Annotated in this window: 15 protein-coding genes; 7 read left to right on the plus strand and 8 right to left on the minus strand. The window is 51.7% G+C overall.

Annotation, left to right across the window (positions count from 1 at the left end):
- Positions 1–2: 2 nt before the first annotated feature.
- The 6 genes from C508_RS0105130 to C508_RS0105160 form a co-directional block, all read right to left on the minus strand.
- Positions 3–695, minus strand: coding sequence for an RsiV family protein (locus C508_RS0105130; RefSeq protein ID WP_018702475.1), 693 nt, complete (start codon positions 693–695; stop codon positions 3–5).
- Positions 696–906: 211 nt separating this feature from the next.
- Positions 907–2199, minus strand: coding sequence for an aspartate aminotransferase family protein (locus tag C508_RS0105140; protein ID WP_018702476.1), 1293 nt, complete (start codon positions 2197–2199; stop codon positions 907–909).
- A gap of 242 nt (positions 2200–2441) precedes the next feature.
- Entirely contained in the window at positions 2442–4373 is a 1932-nt protein-coding gene (locus tag C508_RS0105145; protein ID WP_018702477.1) for a peptidase U32 family protein, read from the minus strand.
- A 51-nt stretch (positions 4374–4424) separates the two neighbouring features.
- A complete protein-coding gene (locus C508_RS0105150; RefSeq protein ID WP_018702478.1) occupies positions 4425–5297 on the minus strand; it encodes an ABC transporter substrate-binding protein in 873 nt (290 codons plus the stop codon).
- A gap of 112 nt (positions 5298–5409) precedes the next feature.
- A complete protein-coding gene (locus C508_RS0105155) occupies positions 5410–7806 on the minus strand; it encodes a heavy metal translocating P-type ATPase (RefSeq protein WP_018702479.1) in 2397 nt (798 codons plus the stop codon).
- Between the two features lie 13 nt (positions 7807–7819).
- On the minus strand, positions 7820–8089 hold the full coding sequence (locus C508_RS0105160; protein WP_018702480.1) for a metal-sensitive transcriptional regulator: 270 nt from the start codon (positions 8087–8089) through the stop codon (positions 7820–7822).
- 137 nt (positions 8090–8226) lie between these two features.
- On the opposite strand from C508_RS0105160, the gene C508_RS0105165 reads away from it, so the two are divergent.
- Complete coding sequence (locus tag C508_RS0105165) at positions 8227–11628, plus strand: DNA polymerase III subunit alpha (RefSeq protein WP_018702481.1); 3402 nt, start codon at positions 8227–8229, stop codon at positions 11626–11628.
- Here the strand turns inward: C508_RS0105165 and C508_RS19800 are convergent.
- A complete protein-coding gene (locus C508_RS19800; RefSeq protein ID WP_027936739.1) occupies positions 11534–12187 on the minus strand; it encodes a YdcF family protein in 654 nt (217 codons plus the stop codon). The two genes, C508_RS0105165 and C508_RS19800, sit on opposite strands and share 95 nt — an antisense overlap.
- A gap of 93 nt (positions 12188–12280) precedes the next feature.
- Between C508_RS19800 and C508_RS0105170 the strand changes: the two genes are divergently transcribed.
- Genes C508_RS0105170 through C508_RS0105180 form a run of 3 tightly spaced genes read left to right on the plus strand, consistent with a single transcriptional unit; the run spans position 12281 to position 14522 of the window.
- Positions 12281–13072, plus strand: a complete 792-nt coding sequence (locus C508_RS0105170) for an electron transfer flavoprotein subunit beta/FixA family protein (RefSeq protein WP_018702482.1) — start codon at positions 12281–12283, stop codon at positions 13070–13072.
- A gap of 18 nt (positions 13073–13090) precedes the next feature.
- Positions 13091–14281 (plus strand): FAD-binding protein, encoded by a 1191-nt coding sequence (locus tag C508_RS0105175; RefSeq protein ID WP_018702483.1) that lies wholly within the window; start codon positions 13091–13093, stop codon positions 14279–14281.
- A gap of 40 nt (positions 14282–14321) precedes the next feature.
- Entirely contained in the window at positions 14322–14522 is a 201-nt protein-coding gene (locus C508_RS0105180; protein WP_018702484.1) for a putative signal transducing protein, read from the plus strand.
- A gap of 70 nt (positions 14523–14592) precedes the next feature.
- Here C508_RS0105180 and C508_RS0105185 read toward each other — a convergent pair whose 3' ends face one another.
- The gene (locus tag C508_RS0105185) at positions 14593–15711 is read right to left on the minus strand and encodes an acyltransferase (RefSeq protein ID WP_026319367.1); all 1119 of its coding nucleotides are present in this window, start codon (positions 15709–15711) and stop codon (positions 14593–14595) included.
- 195 nt (positions 15712–15906) lie between these two features.
- Between C508_RS0105185 and dat the strand changes: the two genes are divergently transcribed.
- The 3 genes from dat (at position 15907) to C508_RS0105200 (ending at position 18118) form a co-directional block, all read left to right on the plus strand.
- On the plus strand, positions 15907–16758 hold the full coding sequence (gene dat / locus C508_RS0105190; protein WP_018702486.1) for a D-amino-acid transaminase: 852 nt from the start codon (positions 15907–15909) through the stop codon (positions 16756–16758).
- A 73-nt stretch (positions 16759–16831) separates the two neighbouring features.
- Positions 16832–17173: a hypothetical protein gene (locus C508_RS0105195; protein WP_026319368.1), complete on the plus strand. Its 342-nt coding sequence runs from the start codon at positions 16832–16834 to the stop codon at positions 17171–17173.
- Between the two features lie 63 nt (positions 17174–17236).
- Positions 17237–18118, plus strand: coding sequence for a DMT family transporter (locus C508_RS0105200; RefSeq protein ID WP_018702488.1), 882 nt, complete (start codon positions 17237–17239; stop codon positions 18116–18118).
- The last annotated feature ends 7 nt before the right edge of the window (positions 18119–18125 follow it).

Below are 18125 nucleotides of genomic sequence, written 5' to 3' on the forward strand. Positions count from 1 at the left end.
TTTTAATTGTCCAAAGCCAGTTCGGGCACCAATATGTCCTTGAGGGCGTCAAAGGGGACGACAAAACGCAGGATGCCATCGCTGGCAGGACTAATTTCACAAGGTTCGTAGTAAAGCACAAGCCCTTCGGGGGTCAAGTAGAAAGCCTTTTGATTGGTTATTCCTCGGAAGTCCCAGTGAGAGCCGCTGCGGCGGTTAATGTCGTCCCGAATCCATTGCTCGAGGCGGTCGCGATAGGCGGCTTGGGGAATAAATAAATCCTTTAATTCTAGAACCTGCCCTTTTTGATAACGCAAGGTCATAGTATGAAATTTAACCAAATCAGGAGAAGCGTCAAAAATTGCGTAGCTTTTTTGGGTGAGGCTAAGTACGTCTGCGCCATTATAGGCTACATAGTATTCCGAGAAAAAATGGTTGCGCTGGTTGTATTCCAAAGGAAGCTGGCCGTCTGCGGTCATACGGTGGATTTCCAACTGATATTTTTCCCAGTCTTTTTGCACTTCTAGCAGCAGCAATTGGTTGATTTGAAATTCCAGCTTAGGCCGCTGGGTTCGCTGCAGCTGCGGGATGAAGGCGCTGCCTTTTGGGGTTTCGGCAAACGCTTGAGGGACAACTTGAAAGAAAGCGTCGGCCTTGGCTGTAGGAAATACGCTTAGACAGGCAAGCAGTAAAAACGCAAAGCAGGCTTGTTTCATCAGAGGACCTCCTTTGAAGTCAGTTCTTGTAGGAGTAATTCGCTGTCTAGATGCTAAAACCTTCTGGGCGTGAGGAGCAAAGAGAAAGCAAAAAGGAGAGGGAATTTTTCAAGAGCATTATGAAGACAAATGGATCAGAATCAAAAAATCAAAGCCTTCTCGGACGGCATTGCGCATGTCCAAGAAGGCTTTGATTCATGTTATAAAGGTCTTAGCGGCAGATCTTTGTAAGAGAGTCGTCCAGGGCGTCAAGGAGCCGGGCGAGGTCGCTTTCCTCAATAACCAGAGGAGGCTGGAAGGCCAGTACATTACGGCCCGGGCCATTTTTGCCGATCAAGAAGCCTTTGTTTTTGAGGTCTTCTAAAATAGCATCTACCCAGTCGCTGGCGGCAGAGCCGTCTGGTAGGACAATTTCTGCGCCGAGCATTAAGCCTAGGCCGCGTACGTCGCCGATAGCTGGATGGCGCTGTTGCAGTTCCTGCAGTCCTTTTTTTAGGTAAGCCCCAAGTTTGGCGGCGCGTTCGGGCAGATTATGCTCCTTGAGATAGCGTAAAGTAGCCAAGGAGGCGGTGGCGGTCACTGGGTTGCCGCCCAGTGTAGAGGCACCGGGGCGGGTGTAGCTGTCGGCGACAGCAGCGGTAGCAGTGAACGCTCCCACCGGGGTACCGTTGCCGAGGGCTTTAGCCATGGTCATGATATCCGGGGTAATGCCATAGTGCTCGCAGGCAAACCATTTGCCGGTACGGCCAAAGCCGGTCTGTACTTCATCAATGACCAGAAGAATGCCGTAATGATCCAGGATTTCCTTAACGCGCTGGAAATAACCGGCAGGCGGCGTGATGATGCCGCCGTTGCCCTGGATGGGTTCGGCAAAAAAAGCGGCGACTTGTCCGGAGGTAGAAAACTTGATAACATTTTCTATTTCGTCGGCGCAGGCCAGATTGCATTCCGGATGGCGCTTGCCCAGAGGACAGCGATAGCAATACGCGTTAGGCGCAAAGTGGATGCCGCCTACAGGAGCCGGATCGGTGCGCCACATGCCGATGCCTGTGAGACTCATAGTCAGTTTCGTGCGTCCATGCAGGCCTTGCCGCAGCGCGATGAATTCATGGCGGTTTGTATGTAAGGTTGCCAGCAAAGCGGCGCCTTCATTGGCTTCGGTGCCGGAGGAGCAAAAGAATGTTTTTTGCAGTTCCCCAGGCGTTACTTGCGCTAAGGATTCTGCTAAATTGACAATGGGCTCGGTAAGATAAATAGTGCAGGTATGTTGGAGCGTTTCCACCTGCTTGCAGATTTCTTTGGTGATTTCCGGATTGCAGTGGCCGCAGTTAACGACAGACACTCCGGCAAAACAGTCCAAATACTCTTTGCCGTTCTGGTCGTAAAGATGCTGCATACTGCCGCGTACCAGCTGCATGGGCTCCTGGAAAAAATGGTAGACACAGGGAATCATATATTCTTTCTTTTTGCGAAGAATTTCCTCTGGACCGATAAACTGACTCATAAAACAACCACCTTTCTTTTAAGGAAATACTGCTTTATTCGCAGCTCACGCTAAAAAGGTCTTGATTCGGCGCTCTCATGAAAGCAGTGGGTTTATGTACGGCAGCCGACCCGTAAACGGGCCGGCTCCTTTGGTTATGATAAGCAAAGTAAGCATTTGCTTTTTTATATATCTTTCACAACCCTCATTCGTGCCCTCCGAGTACTCCCTTTACTCTTGTTTAAAGACTGGTTTCTCTGACTTTAACGAGAAATACGGTAACGGAAAGCGCCAATGCCCAAGGGGCGTGGGCTGGCTTCGCTTAAGGCGGTTAAAGCGTCAGCAGAGAACGCATACGCTTCTTTTTTTGCAGCCAGTTCGTCAAGTTCTTTGCGGTAAGCTTTGGTGATTTTCCCCACCAAAGCTGGAGCGTAATGCTGGCCTTCAATACGATAGCTGCCGACAGAGGTCAACGCGGATAGGAAGGGCAGCAGGCAAAGATCTTTAGCGAAGAGAACATGATTGCGCTCATACTGATCGATGGCAATGGGGTGAATCTGCCCGGCGGTGTCCAGCAGTCCGTAGGAACGGTCAGCGTTCGCTTTTTCCAAGCCAAGGATAGCTTCCGGCAAATGGTGGTCCATGATCATGGCTTCTAACGGTCCGTGGACAATCATTTCCAGCGGCAAGGGGGTGTGTTGGCAAAGATCCCAAATCTGTTCGCAGGTTGCTTCTGCGGAGACGGTTCCTTGGCGTAGGCCGTTGTCTTGCAGCCACTTGGCGGTAACGCCGTTAAACAGATTCAAAGAAAGATCGCCATAGATCGGCAAGACGGCATGTTCCTTTGCTAGACGAAGCATGCCGATGCTGCTGACCATCAGGCCGTCAAGGCCCAACCCAGCGGCATGTTTGAACAAATGAGACCATTCGCTGCACTCTCGTTCCAAGGTAATACGGGGGGCTGCAACAACCACTTTAGCGTTTGCCGCATGCGCTTCTTGGGCCAGGGCTTTTAAATTTTCTTTCGTCCAAGGACGGTGGGGCAGAAAGCTTTCGCCGCCTACATACAAGGTATTGGCGCCGTTTTCCAAAGCTTCTGCCGCAGCGGCGCGGTCCGCTACGCGTACGGACAACTTTGGATTATGAGGGAAATCGGCGGCGTTTGGCTGCTTCGGCAAAGCGATTGGCGTATCGAGACCGGGCTCTACAACGGCTTGACTGAAAAACCGCGGCTCTCGTTCGCCTGTGTAGCCGATGGCGGCGGCGCCGGGATTGCCGAAGGAATAGCAGGTGGAAAGATCGCGGGAACGGTTTTCCTGCATCTCCTGCCACTCTTTTTCGGTTAAGTAATAGCCGGTGGGATCGTCAAAATAACGATCAATGGCGCTGCTGTAGAGTCGGACAATGTTGCTCACAAAGTCGGCGGTGCGCATGCGTCCTTCGATCTTAAAGGAGCATACGCCGGCTTGAATGAGTTCCGGCAGGTGATTATACAGGCACATGTCTTTTAAAGCCAGCTTGTAGGGTCCCTGCTCGCCGGACTCCAAGACGTCGCCGGTTTTGGCGTCAACCAACTGATACGGCCAGCGGCAGGGCTTGAGGCAGCGGCCGCGGTTGGAACTTTGTCCGAAGAGTACGCCGGAGTGAATGCATTGACCGCTTTGGGCGATGCACATGTCGCCGTGAATGAAGTACTCAATTTCAATGCCTGTGCGTTCTTTAAGAAGACGCAGCTGATCCAGCGTCATTTCCCGGTTGGTAACAACGCGGGTCAGGCCGTAAGCTTGCAATTGCCGCACGGCATGCTCGTTATGGGTGTTCATCATGACCGAGGCATGCAAGGGAACCGTAAAGCCGGTTTCCTTGGCCAACTGCAGAATGGACAGGTCCTGTACGATCAGGGCGTCAGGCTGCAGCTTTTGCAATAGTTCCAAGTATTGGCGCATGCCTGGCATTTCCCGGTCACTGATCAAATTGTTTACGGTTACATACAGCTTGACATTGCGTTCGTGGGCGTAGGCAATGGCTCGAGCCAGTTTTTCATCATCGAAATTGGTGTCAGTGCGGTGCATACGCATATTAAAGCGTTTGCCTCCGAGATATACAGCATCCGCACCGGCGCCGATGGCGGCTTCCAGTACATCCCAGTTGCCGACAGGGGCAAGAATTTCCACGCTTTGACGAGTCAGTTCCATTTTTTTCATCTCTCCATATCTTTCAACAATCTCACTCAAAGGAGGCTGGCTTTATTCAAAAATCTCCCGCGCTTCTGCCTGCAGGTCGGCTGCGAGCTCCAAGCCGAGATTCATGGCGGCAAAGGAATTTAGCAAAATATGAGGTTCTTTTACGATGTCTACCGCAATGCTGCCGGCCGGGGTTCCGTTAAGAATGGCAGCGGCTTTGGCAGCGCAGGCTTTGCCTAATTGGCGGTGGTCCGCAACAAGCGCGCCTAAAGCGCCGGCAGGGACGTTGGGAGCATGGGAAGCAACAATCGGCAAGGATAACGCATCTGTATAGTAGACAATGGAGGCGAAATTATCCTCAAGGGCCTTGCCGATGGGCAAAAAGACCGCGTCCAAACCTTCCGGCAGCAGCTGCGGCAAGGAAGAGATATCTTCGGCTTTTTCCAGGGGAATTTCTACGCAACACAGGCCTGCAGCGGACGCCGCCTGGCGGAAATGCTTCATTTCTAATTGGGCGTTGGTATCCTGGGTGTGAAATAAAATACCCAAGCGAGACAGGTTGGGCAGCAAACGGCGCAAAAAAGTAATTTTTTCTGCAGCGGAAACCATACCGGAAACACCGGTGGCGTTGCCGCCTGGTTGCTCGAGAGAGGCGGCTAGGCCAGCGCCGACCGGATCAAATACAGGCGTGTAGACGACAGGTATAGCCGCAGGCAATGCGATCGCCGCCAAGGCGGACGGAGTGGTGCAGGCGAAGATTAAGCTTACATCGGCTGCCGCCAGTTCCGCCGCTAACTGCGGCAGCCGGGAGGGCTGGCCGTCAGCATTGCGATAAATAAATTCCGCCTTTACGTTCAAGGCCTGGAGTCCTTCTTGAAAGCCTTCTACGGCATCATCAAGCATCTGGGTTAGTTGTAAAATTCCAATACGGATCATAATCCACCTCGTATTCATAGAAAAATAAGCGGCCTCCCTTTTGGGCAGGCTTTCTCTTTATAATTATGCTGCAGTCGGGATAAAAAAACAAGAGATGAATGAAGCTGGCGGGTTACCACTTGCTTTTTTTGAGGCGCAGCGCGTTCAATACTACGGAAATGGAGCTAAAAGACATGGCGGCTCCGGCCATAATAGGAGACAAAAAGCCGGCAGCGGCGGCAGGAATGCAAATGGAGTTGTAGAAGAGCGCCCAAAAAAGATTTTGCTTAATGTTACGCAAGGTAGCGCGGCTGAGACGTATGGCTTGGATGACGCCTTGCAAATCGCCGCTGATCAGGGTAATGTCCGCCGCTTCCATGGCTACGTCCGTACCGGTGCCGATGGCAAAGCCAATGTCGGCGCGGGCCAGGGCCGGAGCATCATTAATGCCGTCTCCTACCATGCCGACGACATGCCCTTGCTGCTGCAGTTTAGCTACTTCAGCCGCTTTGTTTTCAGGCAGAACCTCCGCCAGGACATGCTTGATGCCGAGGGAGGAGGCGACATGGTTGGCGGTGCGGGTATTATCGCCGCTGAGCATCCAGACTTCAAGGCCTATGTCCTGTAGAGCGGCGACGGTAGCGGCGGAATGTTCTTTTAGCGTATCCGCCAGCGCGATGAGTCCCAGAAGCTGATTTTCCTGGGCGGCTAAGATTACGGTTTTTCCCTGAGCTTCTAGTTCGTGCATAGCTTCCTCCAGCGAAGCGGCATCGACTTGCTGCGTAAGAAGCCATTGACGCGTGCCTAGAAAAAGCTGTTTGCCTTCAACGGTGACAGCTTCAATGCCAAAACCGGGAATGGCCCGAAAGGCTGCCGGAGACAGCACCGGCAGCCTTTGGGCGCGGGCGTGCCGGACGATGGCCTGCGCCAAGGGATGCTCAGAGCTGCTTTCTCCTTGCGCGGCAAGGAGCAGCAATTCCTGGGGCGTTACGCCGGCAACCGGCAAAATATCAGTTACTTCCGGCAGCCCTTTGGTCAGGGTGCCGGTTTTATCGAGGACAATGGCCGTAAGGCGGTGGGCTGTTTCCAGGTGCTCGGCGTTGCGGATTAAAATTCCTCGCTCGGCGCCAATGCCTGTGCCGACCATGATGGACGTAGGCGTGGCCAGACCTAACGCGCAAGGGCAGGCGATAACCAGGACCGCTGTAAAGTGGGTTAAGGCGGTGGCAAAGTCGCCTGGAACCACTAGCAGGTACCAGACTAGAAAGGTAGCCAGCGCCAGCAATAACACAGCCGGAACAAAATAGGCGGACACCTTGTCGGCAAAACGCTGTATCGGCGCTTTGGAGCCTTGCGCTTCTTCGACAATGCGCATAATTTGCGCCAGCATGGTGTCCTTACCAATTTTAGTGGCTTGGAAGGTAAATGCGCCAAAAGTGTTTAAGGTGCCGCCGATAACCGTGTCGCCTGCCTTTTTATCAACAGGCAGGCTTTCGCCGGTCAGCATGGACTCATTTAAGGCCGAGGCGCCTTCTAAGACCACGCCGTCTACAGGCACTTTTTCACCGGGACGTACCCGCAGAACGTCGCCAGGAAGGACGGCTTCCACCGGCACATCGGCTTCTTCTCCTTGCGACAAGCGATGGGCTGTTTTGGCCTGGAGGCCCATCAGCGCTTTTAAGGCTTCCGATGTGCGTCCTTTCGCGGTGGCTTCTAGGAACTTACCCAAAATAATGAGGGTAATCAAGACGGCGGAGGTCTCGAAATATAGCTGCGGCTGAGCTTGCAGCATATTGGCGAGGCTGTAGAAATAGGCGGAGGAGGTGCCTAAAACGACTAAAACGTCCATGTTAGCGCTGCCGCTGCGCAGGGCGTGATAAGCGCCGCGGTAAAAAGCCCAGCCGGCGCCGAATTGCACTGGCGTAGCCAATAACAGCTGCACATACGGGTTCATTAGCCAATGAGCCGCTTCCCATTGCAGGGTATGAAAAATCATGCCCAGCAGCAACGGCAGTGATAAGGCTGCTGCAAAAAGCAGACGCTGTTTCTGAGTGCGCAGCTCCTTTTGACGCAGCTGCTTTTCTTGATCTAAGGACGCTCTTTCGGTGACAAGGGTTGCTTCATAGCCAAGGCGCCGTATTTTTTCCTGCAGGTCGTACGCGACAAGAACGCTGGTATTATATTGAATGCTGGCTTTTTCCGAGGCGAAATTAACCTGGACAGAGTGAACGCCGGGAACTTTGGCCAGCATTTTTTCAATGCGGGCGGCGCAGTTGACGCAGGTCATGCCGGATATCTTAAAATCCGCCTTTTCCAGAATTACCTGGAAGCCTAGGGCTGCCACTTTTTCCGCTAATTGAGGTTCAAGGACTTTGGCGGTGTCATAGGTGACACTGGCGGCTTCGGTGGCGAAATTGACTTGCGCCTGGGTGACGCCGTCCAGGCGGGAGAGCCCTTTTTCAATGCGCTTGGCGCAGGCGGCGCAGGACATGCCGGAAATTTTCAAGGTCGTTTGCTGTTCAGCAGACATACGCTCACATCCTTTAGCGATTAAACTGTTTGAGAACGGTCATGAGTTCGGCAATGCTTTCGTCGGCGTGATCCGCTTTGATGGCGTTGACCACGCAACTTTTGGTATGGCTTTCCAAAATAAGCAGGGCGACTTGGTTTAGCGCCGCCCGAGCGGCGAGAATTTGCTGCAAAATATCTACGCAGTAGCGGCCGTCGTCGATCATTTTATCGATGCCGTTAATTTGACCGGAGACTTTTTTTAAACGTTGCTGGAGATTTTTCTTTTCCTTTTCATTCAGCATAAAACGTCCTCCTTTATGCAATACCCCCGTATGGTATATTAAGCATACGTCTATCTGGAAAAATAGTCAAGGAAATCAATTTGACAAGACCCGAGGATTGAAGGAAAATGAGACAAGAAGAACTTCGGGAGGTTGCTATGTCCAAGGTACCGTTTACGCACTTGCATGTGCATACTGAATATAGCTTGCTTGACGGCGCTAGCCGTATTAAAAATCTGGTAGCCAGGGCCAAGGAACTGGGCATGACATCGTTGGCGATTACCGATCATGGGACCATGTACGGGGTCGTTGATTTCTATAAAGAAGCGAAAAAACAGGGCATTCACCCTGTAATTGGCTGCGAAGTCTATGTGGCGCCGCGCTCGCGGCAGGAAAAAGCCAGCGTGGATGGTGAATACGCGTATCATTTGGTGCTGTTGGCGGAAAATGAAGTTGGTTACCGTAATTTAGTAGAATTGGTGTCTAAAGGCTATTGTGAAGGCTTTTACTATAAGCCGCGTATCGATCATGAGATATTGGCGACTTATAAGGAAGGAATCATAGCCTTAAGCGCCTGCCTGGCGGGGGAGATTCCGGCGGCATTGCTGCGCGGTCAAGAGGAAAAAGCAGAGTCTCTGGCGCGGGAATACCTGGAGCTTTTTGGGCCGGAGCATTTTTACATGGAGCTGCAGGATCACGGTATGCCGGAGCAAAAGGAACTCAATCCGCTCTTGGCGGCTTTGGCGGCCAAGCTGGGTATTTCTTTGGTAGCAACGAATGATTTGCATTATGTAGAGAAAAAAGACAGCGAAAGCCATGACGTGCTTATGTGCATCCAAATGGGCAAGACCGTGGATGAGGAAGGTCGGATGCGTTTTCCCAGCGATGAATTCTACTTGAAAAGCGGCGAAGAAATGGCGGCGCTCTTTAACGCATATCCGGCAGCGCTAGCCAATACCTGCCGTATCGCCGAGCGCTGCCAGGTGGATTTCGATTTCGAACATTTTCATTTGCCGCAATTCCCATTACCGGAAGGTACGACGGCGGACGCGTATTTGGCCCAGCTTTGCGAAGAACGGCTTCCCCGAAGATATGCTGAAGAAACAGCGGAAGTTCGGGAGCGTTTGCAGTATGAACTGGGTGTTATTAAGCAAATGGGGTATTCCAGCTATTTTTTGATTGTCTGGGATTTTATTAACTATGCGAAGGAACAGAAAATTGCCGTAGGCCCAGGCCGCGGCAGCGCCGCAGGCAGCATTGTCGCTTTCTTGCTGGGTATTACCGATATTGATCCCCTACGGTATGGTTTACTTTTTGAACGTTTTTTGAACCCAGAGCGAGTCAGCATGCCTGATATTGATATTGACTTTTGCTATGTGCGCCGAGGCGAAGTCATTGATTATGTATCCAGGCGTTATGGCAGTGATCGGGTGGCGCAGATTATTACCTTCGGGACGATGGCGGCGAAGGCGGCTATTCGCGACGTGGGGCGGGCTCTGAACTTATCTTATAGCGAAGTAGACCGGATCGCCAAGATGGTTCCCGGCGAGCTGGGGATTACCCTGAAGCGCGCCTTGGAAACCAGCCCTCCTTTACGAGAAGCCTATGAAGGCGAAGAGACCGTTCGGAAGCTGTTGGATTTGGCGATGGCGCTGGAGGGGCTGCCTCGACATGCCTCTACTCACGCGGCAGGGCTTGTGATTGCCAAAGAACCCCTGACGCATCTGGTTCCGCTGCAGCATTCTTCCGAAGGTTTTTTAACTACGCAGTATGACAAAGACCGCGTAGAAGAAATCGGCTTGTTGAAAATGGACCTTTTGGGCTTGCGTACGCTGACGGTAATTGGCGATACCCTAGAGCTGGCGGCTAAAAACAGAGGCGTTCAAGTCGACTTAGAAACCATTCCCCTGGATGATGCCGCCACTTGCGCCATGCTGGCTAGCGGCGATACGGCTGGCGTGTTTCAGGTGGAGTCGTCCGGCATGACGAATTTGGTAAAGGAACTTCGGCCGGAACGCTTTGAGGATTTAATTCCGCTTGTGGCGCTCTATCGGCCAGGTCCTTTAGGCAGCGGCATGGTTACTGATTTTATCAATGGTCGTCACGGGCGCAAAGAAGTGACCTATATGCATCCCTGGCTGGAGCCTATCTTAAAAGACACCTTTGGGGTTATTTTGTATCAGGAACAGGTTATGCAAATTGCGTCCACCTTGGCTGGCTTCAGTCTGGGGCAGGCCGATTTGCTGCGGCGCGCCATGGGCAAAAAAAAGCACTCCGTTCTGGAAGCGCAGAAGGAGAACTTTTTGAAGGGCGCAGCCGCCAAAGGGCTTGATACTTCCCTGGCGAAAGACGTCTTTGAGTTGATGTCCCATTTTGCAGACTACGGCTTTAATAAATCCCATAGCGCTGCGTATGCGCTGGTTACGTACCAGACGGCATACTTGAAAGCGCATTTTCCTCATGAATTTATGGCGGCTACTTTGACCAGTATTATGGGGGCCAGTGATAAAGTCGGCCATTATATTGAGGAATGCCGACGCATGGGCATTGCTGTTTTGCCGCCGGATGTCAACGCCAGTGAGAGCCGGTTCAGCGTTGATGGCGACGCCATTCGTTTTGGATTGTCAGCCGTAAAAAACGTCGGCGAAGGAGCGATCGAAAGCGTTATGGCGGCTCGAGCGGCAGAAGGACCGTTTGCGTCGCTGGTTGATTTTTGCAGTCGCGTAGATATGCGTCTTGTCAATAAGCGCGTAATGGAAAGCCTGATTAAATGCGGCGCTTTTGATTCTACAGGCGCTAAACGTTCGCAATTACTGGCGGTGTTGGATCGAGCGGTGGATGTGGGAGCCGGTTGTCAGCGTGATGCTCAGAGCGGACAACTGGGGTTGTTTGGAGAGGAAGAACTGGCGGAAACGTGCTCCTTGGAATTGCCGGATTTGCCGGAGCTGCCGATGCCGCAGTTGATTGCCCTCGAAAAGGAAATGACCGGCTTTTATATCACTGGTCATCCTTTGGAACCGTTTCGGCAGCAATTGGCCTCCCTGACTTCTTTAGAGGAACTGCAGGCGCAGCCAGCGGATGGAAAAAAAATACGCATCGGCGGCATGGTGGCGGCGGCCAAACGGATCAGCACGCGTAATGGGGATATGATGTGTTTTGTAGCGCTGGAGGATTTTACAAGGCAGATGGAAGTAGTGGTCTTTCCCCGCGTTTTTCACCAATCCATGCCTCTTCTTGTGCCGGATACGCCGGTGATTGTGCAAGGGAAGGTTAGTGTGAGTGAAGAAGGAGTGAAAGTGCTGGCCGAGCGGATAAGTCTTTTGACGGAACAACCGAATGAAGTGCGGCTGCAACTGCGAAAGGAGCAAGAGACTCCGTCTGTATTTGAGGCGTTGCGAGCGGTTTTTTCTCGAAATCATGGCTCGTGCCGCGTACTGTTGCATTTAGTGGATAGCCGCAGAGTTATTACGACAGAAGAGCGATTTTGGATTGAAGCAACGCCCCAGACCTTGGAGGAGCTGGAGCGGGTATTGGGGACAGGAAGCGTTCATACCGCATGAGTGAAAGGACAGCAACCCCTTCTCGAAAGAACTGATATGCCGAGGCGAGAGGCCGGTCGTTCATGGGCGCGGCGCCTCCGCTAGCGTCGAGTCCGTGAAGGCGGGCTAAATATAAGGAACGGAAAACATGAGAACGATTGGTGACGACGATTACCTGGTTCAATTCTTTTTCTCGAAGAATAGCAGCGCTGTTGCGCAGGTTCTCATAAGTGCTTGTGGATTTGTCCTCTAAAAAAATAGCGGCGGCGGGAACGCCGCGGGCCACTAGATAGTTACGCATGGCGGCGGCTTCGCTAATGCCTTCATCAGCTCCTTGACCGCCGCTGGTCACGATGTATGGAGCATAGCCCTGGCGATATAAAGTCAGGGCTTTTTCTAAACGCAGCTGCAGCATCGGTCCTGGATCTTGCCCGTAGACGCGGGTTCCGAGAATGAGAATCGCCTGGCTGGGAACAGGTGTTTCCGAGAAAGCGTCTTTTAGAACTAAGGCCTCGCCGATGAGCAAGAAAAATACAACCGCAGTGAGTAATAGAGATGTGATTTTTTTATAAGTCTTCATGGCAGACCTCCGTCGAATATGGTATCATGAATTAGTATTAGTATAACATGGACTCCAAATGAATAGTGACGCGTGTGGAGGAGCTGACAGGCGGTGAAAATACTAGTTTGCGTTAAGCAAGTGCCTGATACGACAGAAGTGCGCATCGATAGAGAGACTAATACTTTACAGCGAGAGGATGTCCCTAGCATACTTAATCCTTTTGACCGTCACGCCTTAGAAGCGGCGTTGCGCGTGAAGGAATGCTGCGGCGGCACGGTGAGCGTTTTGACCATGGGCCCGTTGCAGGCGCAGGAAGTGCTGAAAGAGTGTTTGGCCTTGGGCGCGGACGAAGCGGTATTGCTCAGTGATAAGGCCTTTGCCGGAGCTGATACTCTAGCCACAAGCCGGACGCTGGCGGCTGCTATTAGCAAACTGGGGCCGACAGAACTCATTTTCTGTGGCAAACAAGCGATTGACGGCGATACGGCGCAGGTGGGGCCGGAACTGGCTGAACATTTAAATATGGCGCAAGTTACCTGCGTGTCCGGTTTGGAAGTGTTCCCGGAACAACAACGGTTGATTGCTGAAAGGGAAGTAGAGGACGGACATGAAGTGTTGGAGCTTCCTTTTCCTGCCGTTCTGACTATATCAAAATGCTTAAACGAGCCACGCTATCCCAGTATCAAAGGACGCCTGCGGGCGAATAAAACACCGATTCCCATTCTGAATCTGGAAGATTTAGGGCTGCGAGCAGAAGAAACAGGCTTGCAGGGATCTCCGACACGGGTTGTGCGAATTTTTGCCCCGGAAACTCGCAAAGGGGGCGAAGTCATTCAAGGAATGGCTCCCCGTCAAGCTGCTGATTTGCTGGCCATTCGATTAAAACAAGCTGGTGTCTTCTGAGGACAGGGAGGAAGAAAAATGGCAGTGAAGATTCGGACGGATCAGTGCAGCGGCTGTGGCGCCTGTTTGCAAGCCTGCTTTTTTGCCGCCTTGGACTTGAAAGACGGCAAAGTCAGCGTGGAAGAAGGACTTTGTACTTCTTGCGGCGCTTGTGTATCAGCTTGCTCTTTAGATGCAATTGAGCAAGCCGTGTTAAAAAAAGAGGCGAAGGACTCGGCGGCAGGGCGAGACATTTGGGTATATATAGAGGGAAATGGACCGGATGATCTGCGCAGTGTTTCATTGGAACTTTTGGGAGTCGGTCGGGCGTTGGCTGATGCCGCTGGGCAGAGCTTGGCGGCTGTTGTCTGTTCGGATGGAACCCAGGAATGGGAACCCTTTCTTTTTGCTTACGGCGCAGATTTGGTTTACAATGCGATAGCGCCCGGCTTGCAGCCGTATACTACAGATGGGCATGCAAGCGCTCTGAGCAGCTTAGCGGCAGAGCATAAGCCAGCAGCCCTTCTTTTGGGCGCTACGGCCAATGGGCGGGATTTGGCGCCTCGGGTTGCAGCAAGACTGCAAACTGGGTTGACCGCAGATTGCACCAGTGTGGCCTATCAAGAGGATTCGGGGCGAATTGTTTGGACGCGGCCGGCTTTTAGCGGTAACATTATGGCAACCATTGTCAGCGATAAATATCCGCAAATGGGAACAGTGCGGCCTGGAATTTTTAAGCGGCCCAGGCAACAACCGGGACGAAGCGGTTCTTCCGTTCGTCAAGAAGTGCTCTTGCCGTCGCTGGCGGCGAAAATCTTAGAATTTCGACCTGGAAAGATGGCGGCAGTCAAGCTGGAGGAAGCTTCGGTTATTATTGCCGGAGGCCGAGGCATGGGCAGTGCTGAAAATTTTCAATTGCTGCAGCAGTTGGCTGACGCTATGGGTGGTGTTGTAGCCGCCTCCAGGGCGGCGGTAGATGCGGGCTGGCAATCGCATGTGGTCCAAGTGGGCCAAAGCGGTAAAGCCGTTGGACCTAAACTGTATCTTGCATGTGGAATTTCCGGTGCGGTGCAGCATTTGGCTGGCATTGGCGGCGCCGATATTGTGGTGGCTGTGAACAAAGATCCGGATGCTCCCATTTTTCGCATGGCCGACATTGGTATTGTGGGAGATGTGTTGGAAATCATCCCGGCGTTGATTCGGGCAGTGGAAGAGAGCAAAAGAGGCTGAAGTACAGCGAGCCAGGAATTTAGGAGGCAAAGAAAAGCGTATGTGGACTGTCATTTATATTGCCACAAACCGTGCTCAGGCGGAACAACTGAAAGAGTTGCTGTGCCAAGAAGGAATTTTGGCCAACATCCGGCCTGCGGGTGCCATGGCAGCCGCCAATGACGGCTTGCATGAGATTCTGGTTCTTGAATCGGAAGCGGACGAGGCGCATGCTATTTTATGCGAGCATGCAATCAAGTAAACTATGTGATCAGAAATGAAAAGAAGAAGCGTAAGAGCGAGAGCCCTTTTACGCTTCTTCTTTTTTTCTTTCATCGACGAGATCCAGAACCGGTGAGAATCCAGGAGAGGCCGGGGATAAAGCGGCTGAGAAAACGAAAGGCTATGGCGGCGCAGAGACTGCCGCCGGCAGCCCAGAGGAAAAAGAGAGGAATGCGTTCAGGAGTCAGTTCCAGCGAAGCGTCGGTAAGCCATTCCATGGCATAGTACATAAAAAAAGGATGTACGAGGTATACGAAGTAAGAATGCCGTCCCAAAAGGGAAAGGAGCCAGGAGAGCGAGCCGGGCAGGGGACGATCAAAGAGGGCGAAGAGCCAAAAGGTGGCGCCAAGGGTATACAGCATGCCGGGGGGGCTGAGCTGCTGCGCGGCATTGACGGCGTCTTCCAGAGAATAAGACAACTGAAGGACCAGTATGTAGTAGTAGCCAAGCAATAGGCCCAAAGAAGCCAAAGCGGCAAAAGACAGGGATGAAAAATATCGTTGCAGGAGCTTGCGAAATTGAGATACACGGACGGCGCAAACACCTCCTAGTAAAAAGAGAAATACATAATGCCACGGCCAGTAACTGAGGCGGTATTGGAGAAGTAAATTCAGCCAGTAATCTTCTTCATGCGGACGGAAGAGGGCGTAGGACCAATAGTTGAAGGCCATCTGCAGAAAAAAAAGGCAGGGAAGCAGCCAGATCCTTTTGCCGGATAGCTGGCGCACTAGAGGACGCCACAAAGGCATGAAGAGATAAAACCAAAGCAAGATGACCAAAAAATATAGTTGATAGGATCCTAAGCCAAAGAGGAAATAAGATTGTAAAAAAGGATCATCCCAGATGTGATCGTCGCCGCTTGTGTAAGTATAGTGTGTCATATAGAGAAGAGACCAGGTAAGATAGGGAACCAGAACGGTCCGCAGACGCCGAATCAGAAAGCGCCCGTATTGAAAAGGTTGCTCCAAGTCATCGTTTAAAAATAAGCCGAAGGCGGAAATGAAAAAAAAGATAGGTACGCTAAAACGGCTGGCGATTTCCAACAGGGCGAACAGATGAATATCCGGCTGCGCATAGGAAAGAGAAAAAGCGCCTGTGTGAATGCCGACTACTCCAAGCATAGCAATGCCTCTAGTGGCTTCTAGAGAAAATAAGTGTATTTTGGCCATGAAACACCTCGATTATCGCTGTATTTGCGAAACTATAGGTACTGATAGATTGGAAAATGTCAAATTATTAGAAAAAGGTCATTTGACGCTCTTCAAGCATACTACTATACTAAAAGCATGAGAAGCTGCGGTCAAGAGCGAGAGCATTATAGAAGATGATTATCATCAATCAGAGGACAGGAAAGGAAGACGAACATGAAGGCTTTGGGGTATATTGACGGACGTATTGTGGAATTAGATCAAGAAGTAGTGTTGTTGGAAGATCGGGGCTATCAATTTGGCGATGGTGTGTATGAAGTTACCAAAGTTCACCAGGGGCGATTGATTGCTTTTGAAGCGCATATGTTTCGCTTATATCGTTCGTTACGAGAATTGCGCATTCCAGTCACCTATACTATGGAAGAATTTCAAGAGATGCACGAGCAGTTAATACGGGAAAGCGGCATTGCTGATGGCGCCATCTACTTGCAACTTACGCGAGGAGCAGCGCCGCGAAGTCATGCTTTTCCTAAACAGAGCTGTCCGGTTCTCACGATGACTATTCGCCCGCAGGCGCAGACGGAGGAGGATGTGCATCTGCAAGGTGTTTCGGCGCTGGTATTGGACGACATCCGTTGGCTGCGCTGCGATATTAAATCCTTGAACTTATTGCCGAACATCCTCGGTAAACAAGAAGCGAAAGAGGCTGGCTGCTATGAGGCCGTGCTGGTGCGAGACGGGAAAATTACGGAAGGTACGTCAAGCAACTGTTTTGTCGTTAAGGATGAAGTGTTATGGACGCATCCTTTGAATAATTTGATCTTGCCAGGTATTACCCGGCAGATTGTCTTAGACCGAATTGCTAAACCTTTAGGCCTCGCCGTTTTGGAGAAAGCCGTTACCCCTGAATTTGCTTATGGAGCGGATGAAGTCTTTTTAACAGGAACCAGCACAGAAGTGATGCCTATAGTCAAGCTGGGTCGGCAAACAATCGGGAATGGCAAGCCGGGAGCGCTCACCTTACGGTTGCTAGCGGAATATCGGAAGCTGGTCCAAGAAGGAATTTGACGCGGCGGTTGACGCGGGTAACCAGAGGATGATAGGATAAGAGGCAAAGAAGAATGAGGAGGAAACAGTGCCTGTGAATCAGACGTGGTTAATAGTATTTGCCCTGCTAATGGGCGGCAGCCTGATAAAAATGCTGCTGGTACACCCTTTAATTTGGGTGGGCATTGATTTGGTGATTCTTGGCGCCGCATATCAGGTGCTGAAACGGGATCCTCTGGTGAATGTGCCTCATAGCATGAAGCTTTTGGGCGCATTAACGGCGATCAATGTAGTTGTGGACTTGGGAATTTTAGAGGCTTGGATGGGGAATTTTGCCGTATTAGGTTTAGTGGGCTGGATGATATACCGCAGCCGCAGCGGCGGTGGCGGTGGTGGTTCCGCGCGACGTCAGCAACGGCATAAATGGAATAAGTAATATTTTGCGTCAATGACGGCCGCGCTTAGAAAAGTGCGGCCGTTCTTTGTAGGAGGTGAAGCGGTGCGTCGCGCTTGGGGCTTGGAATTGGCTTTGTGGATGGTTGTACTTATTTGGGCGGGAAATTATATTGTAGGTAAAATCGGCATGCGTGAGTTCTTGCCGCAGATTTTTACTTGCTTGCGCTTTGCTATTGCGACGCCGCTGATGTATCTTGTTTTGTTCTGGCGTGAAGGCAAACTGTCTTTTGGGCAGGTCCCTTGGGGGCGCTGCCTTTTGGTGGGAGCGGTGGGGGTTGCCATCTACCAGACGCTGTTTATTGCCGCCTTAAAATACACGACGGCGACTACAGTGGCTTTAATGTTGGGGTTATCTCCTATTTCAACGGCCTTTGTAGCTGCATTTTTAGGGTATGAACGCTTGAGAAGACAGATGGTGGCCGGTTGTTTGCTGGCTCTTCTGGGCCTTATCTTTGTGTTGGGAGCCGCTGGCGGCAGTTGGGGCTTTCGGGAAGAGACTCTTTTTGGGGATATGCTGGCTTTGGCGGCGGGGGTGCTGTGGGGCGTTTATCCAGTGCTTATGCTGCCCATACTTCAAAGAGGCTCCGGCTTGTGGGCGACCTGCCATACTTCTTTGGCGGGGACCTTGCTATTGCTTGCGGCAACAGCTGGAGACTTATGGTTGTTTCCTTGGGAAACGGTTACCTTGGCAGGTTGGGGAGCGCTTCTTTATGCAGCTATTCCGGTGACGGTGATCAGTTTGCTTTTGTGGTATTATGGTATTGAGCGCCTGGGCTCGAACCAGGTGATGGTGTATATGTATTTGGTGACGCCGTTAGCCTTACTGCTTGCGGTGTGGCTGCTAGGAGAGCAGCTAAGCTGGTTGCAGGGGTTGGGGGCAGTGCTCGTTTTGGCTGGGGTCTTTTTGGCTAAGCGCCAGATTTGAATTATCC

It is taken from the genome of Anaeromusa acidaminophila DSM 3853 (assembly GCF_000374545.1).
In the GTDB taxonomy this organism is placed as follows: domain Bacteria; phylum Bacillota; class Negativicutes; order Anaeromusales; family Anaeromusaceae; genus Anaeromusa; species Anaeromusa acidaminophila.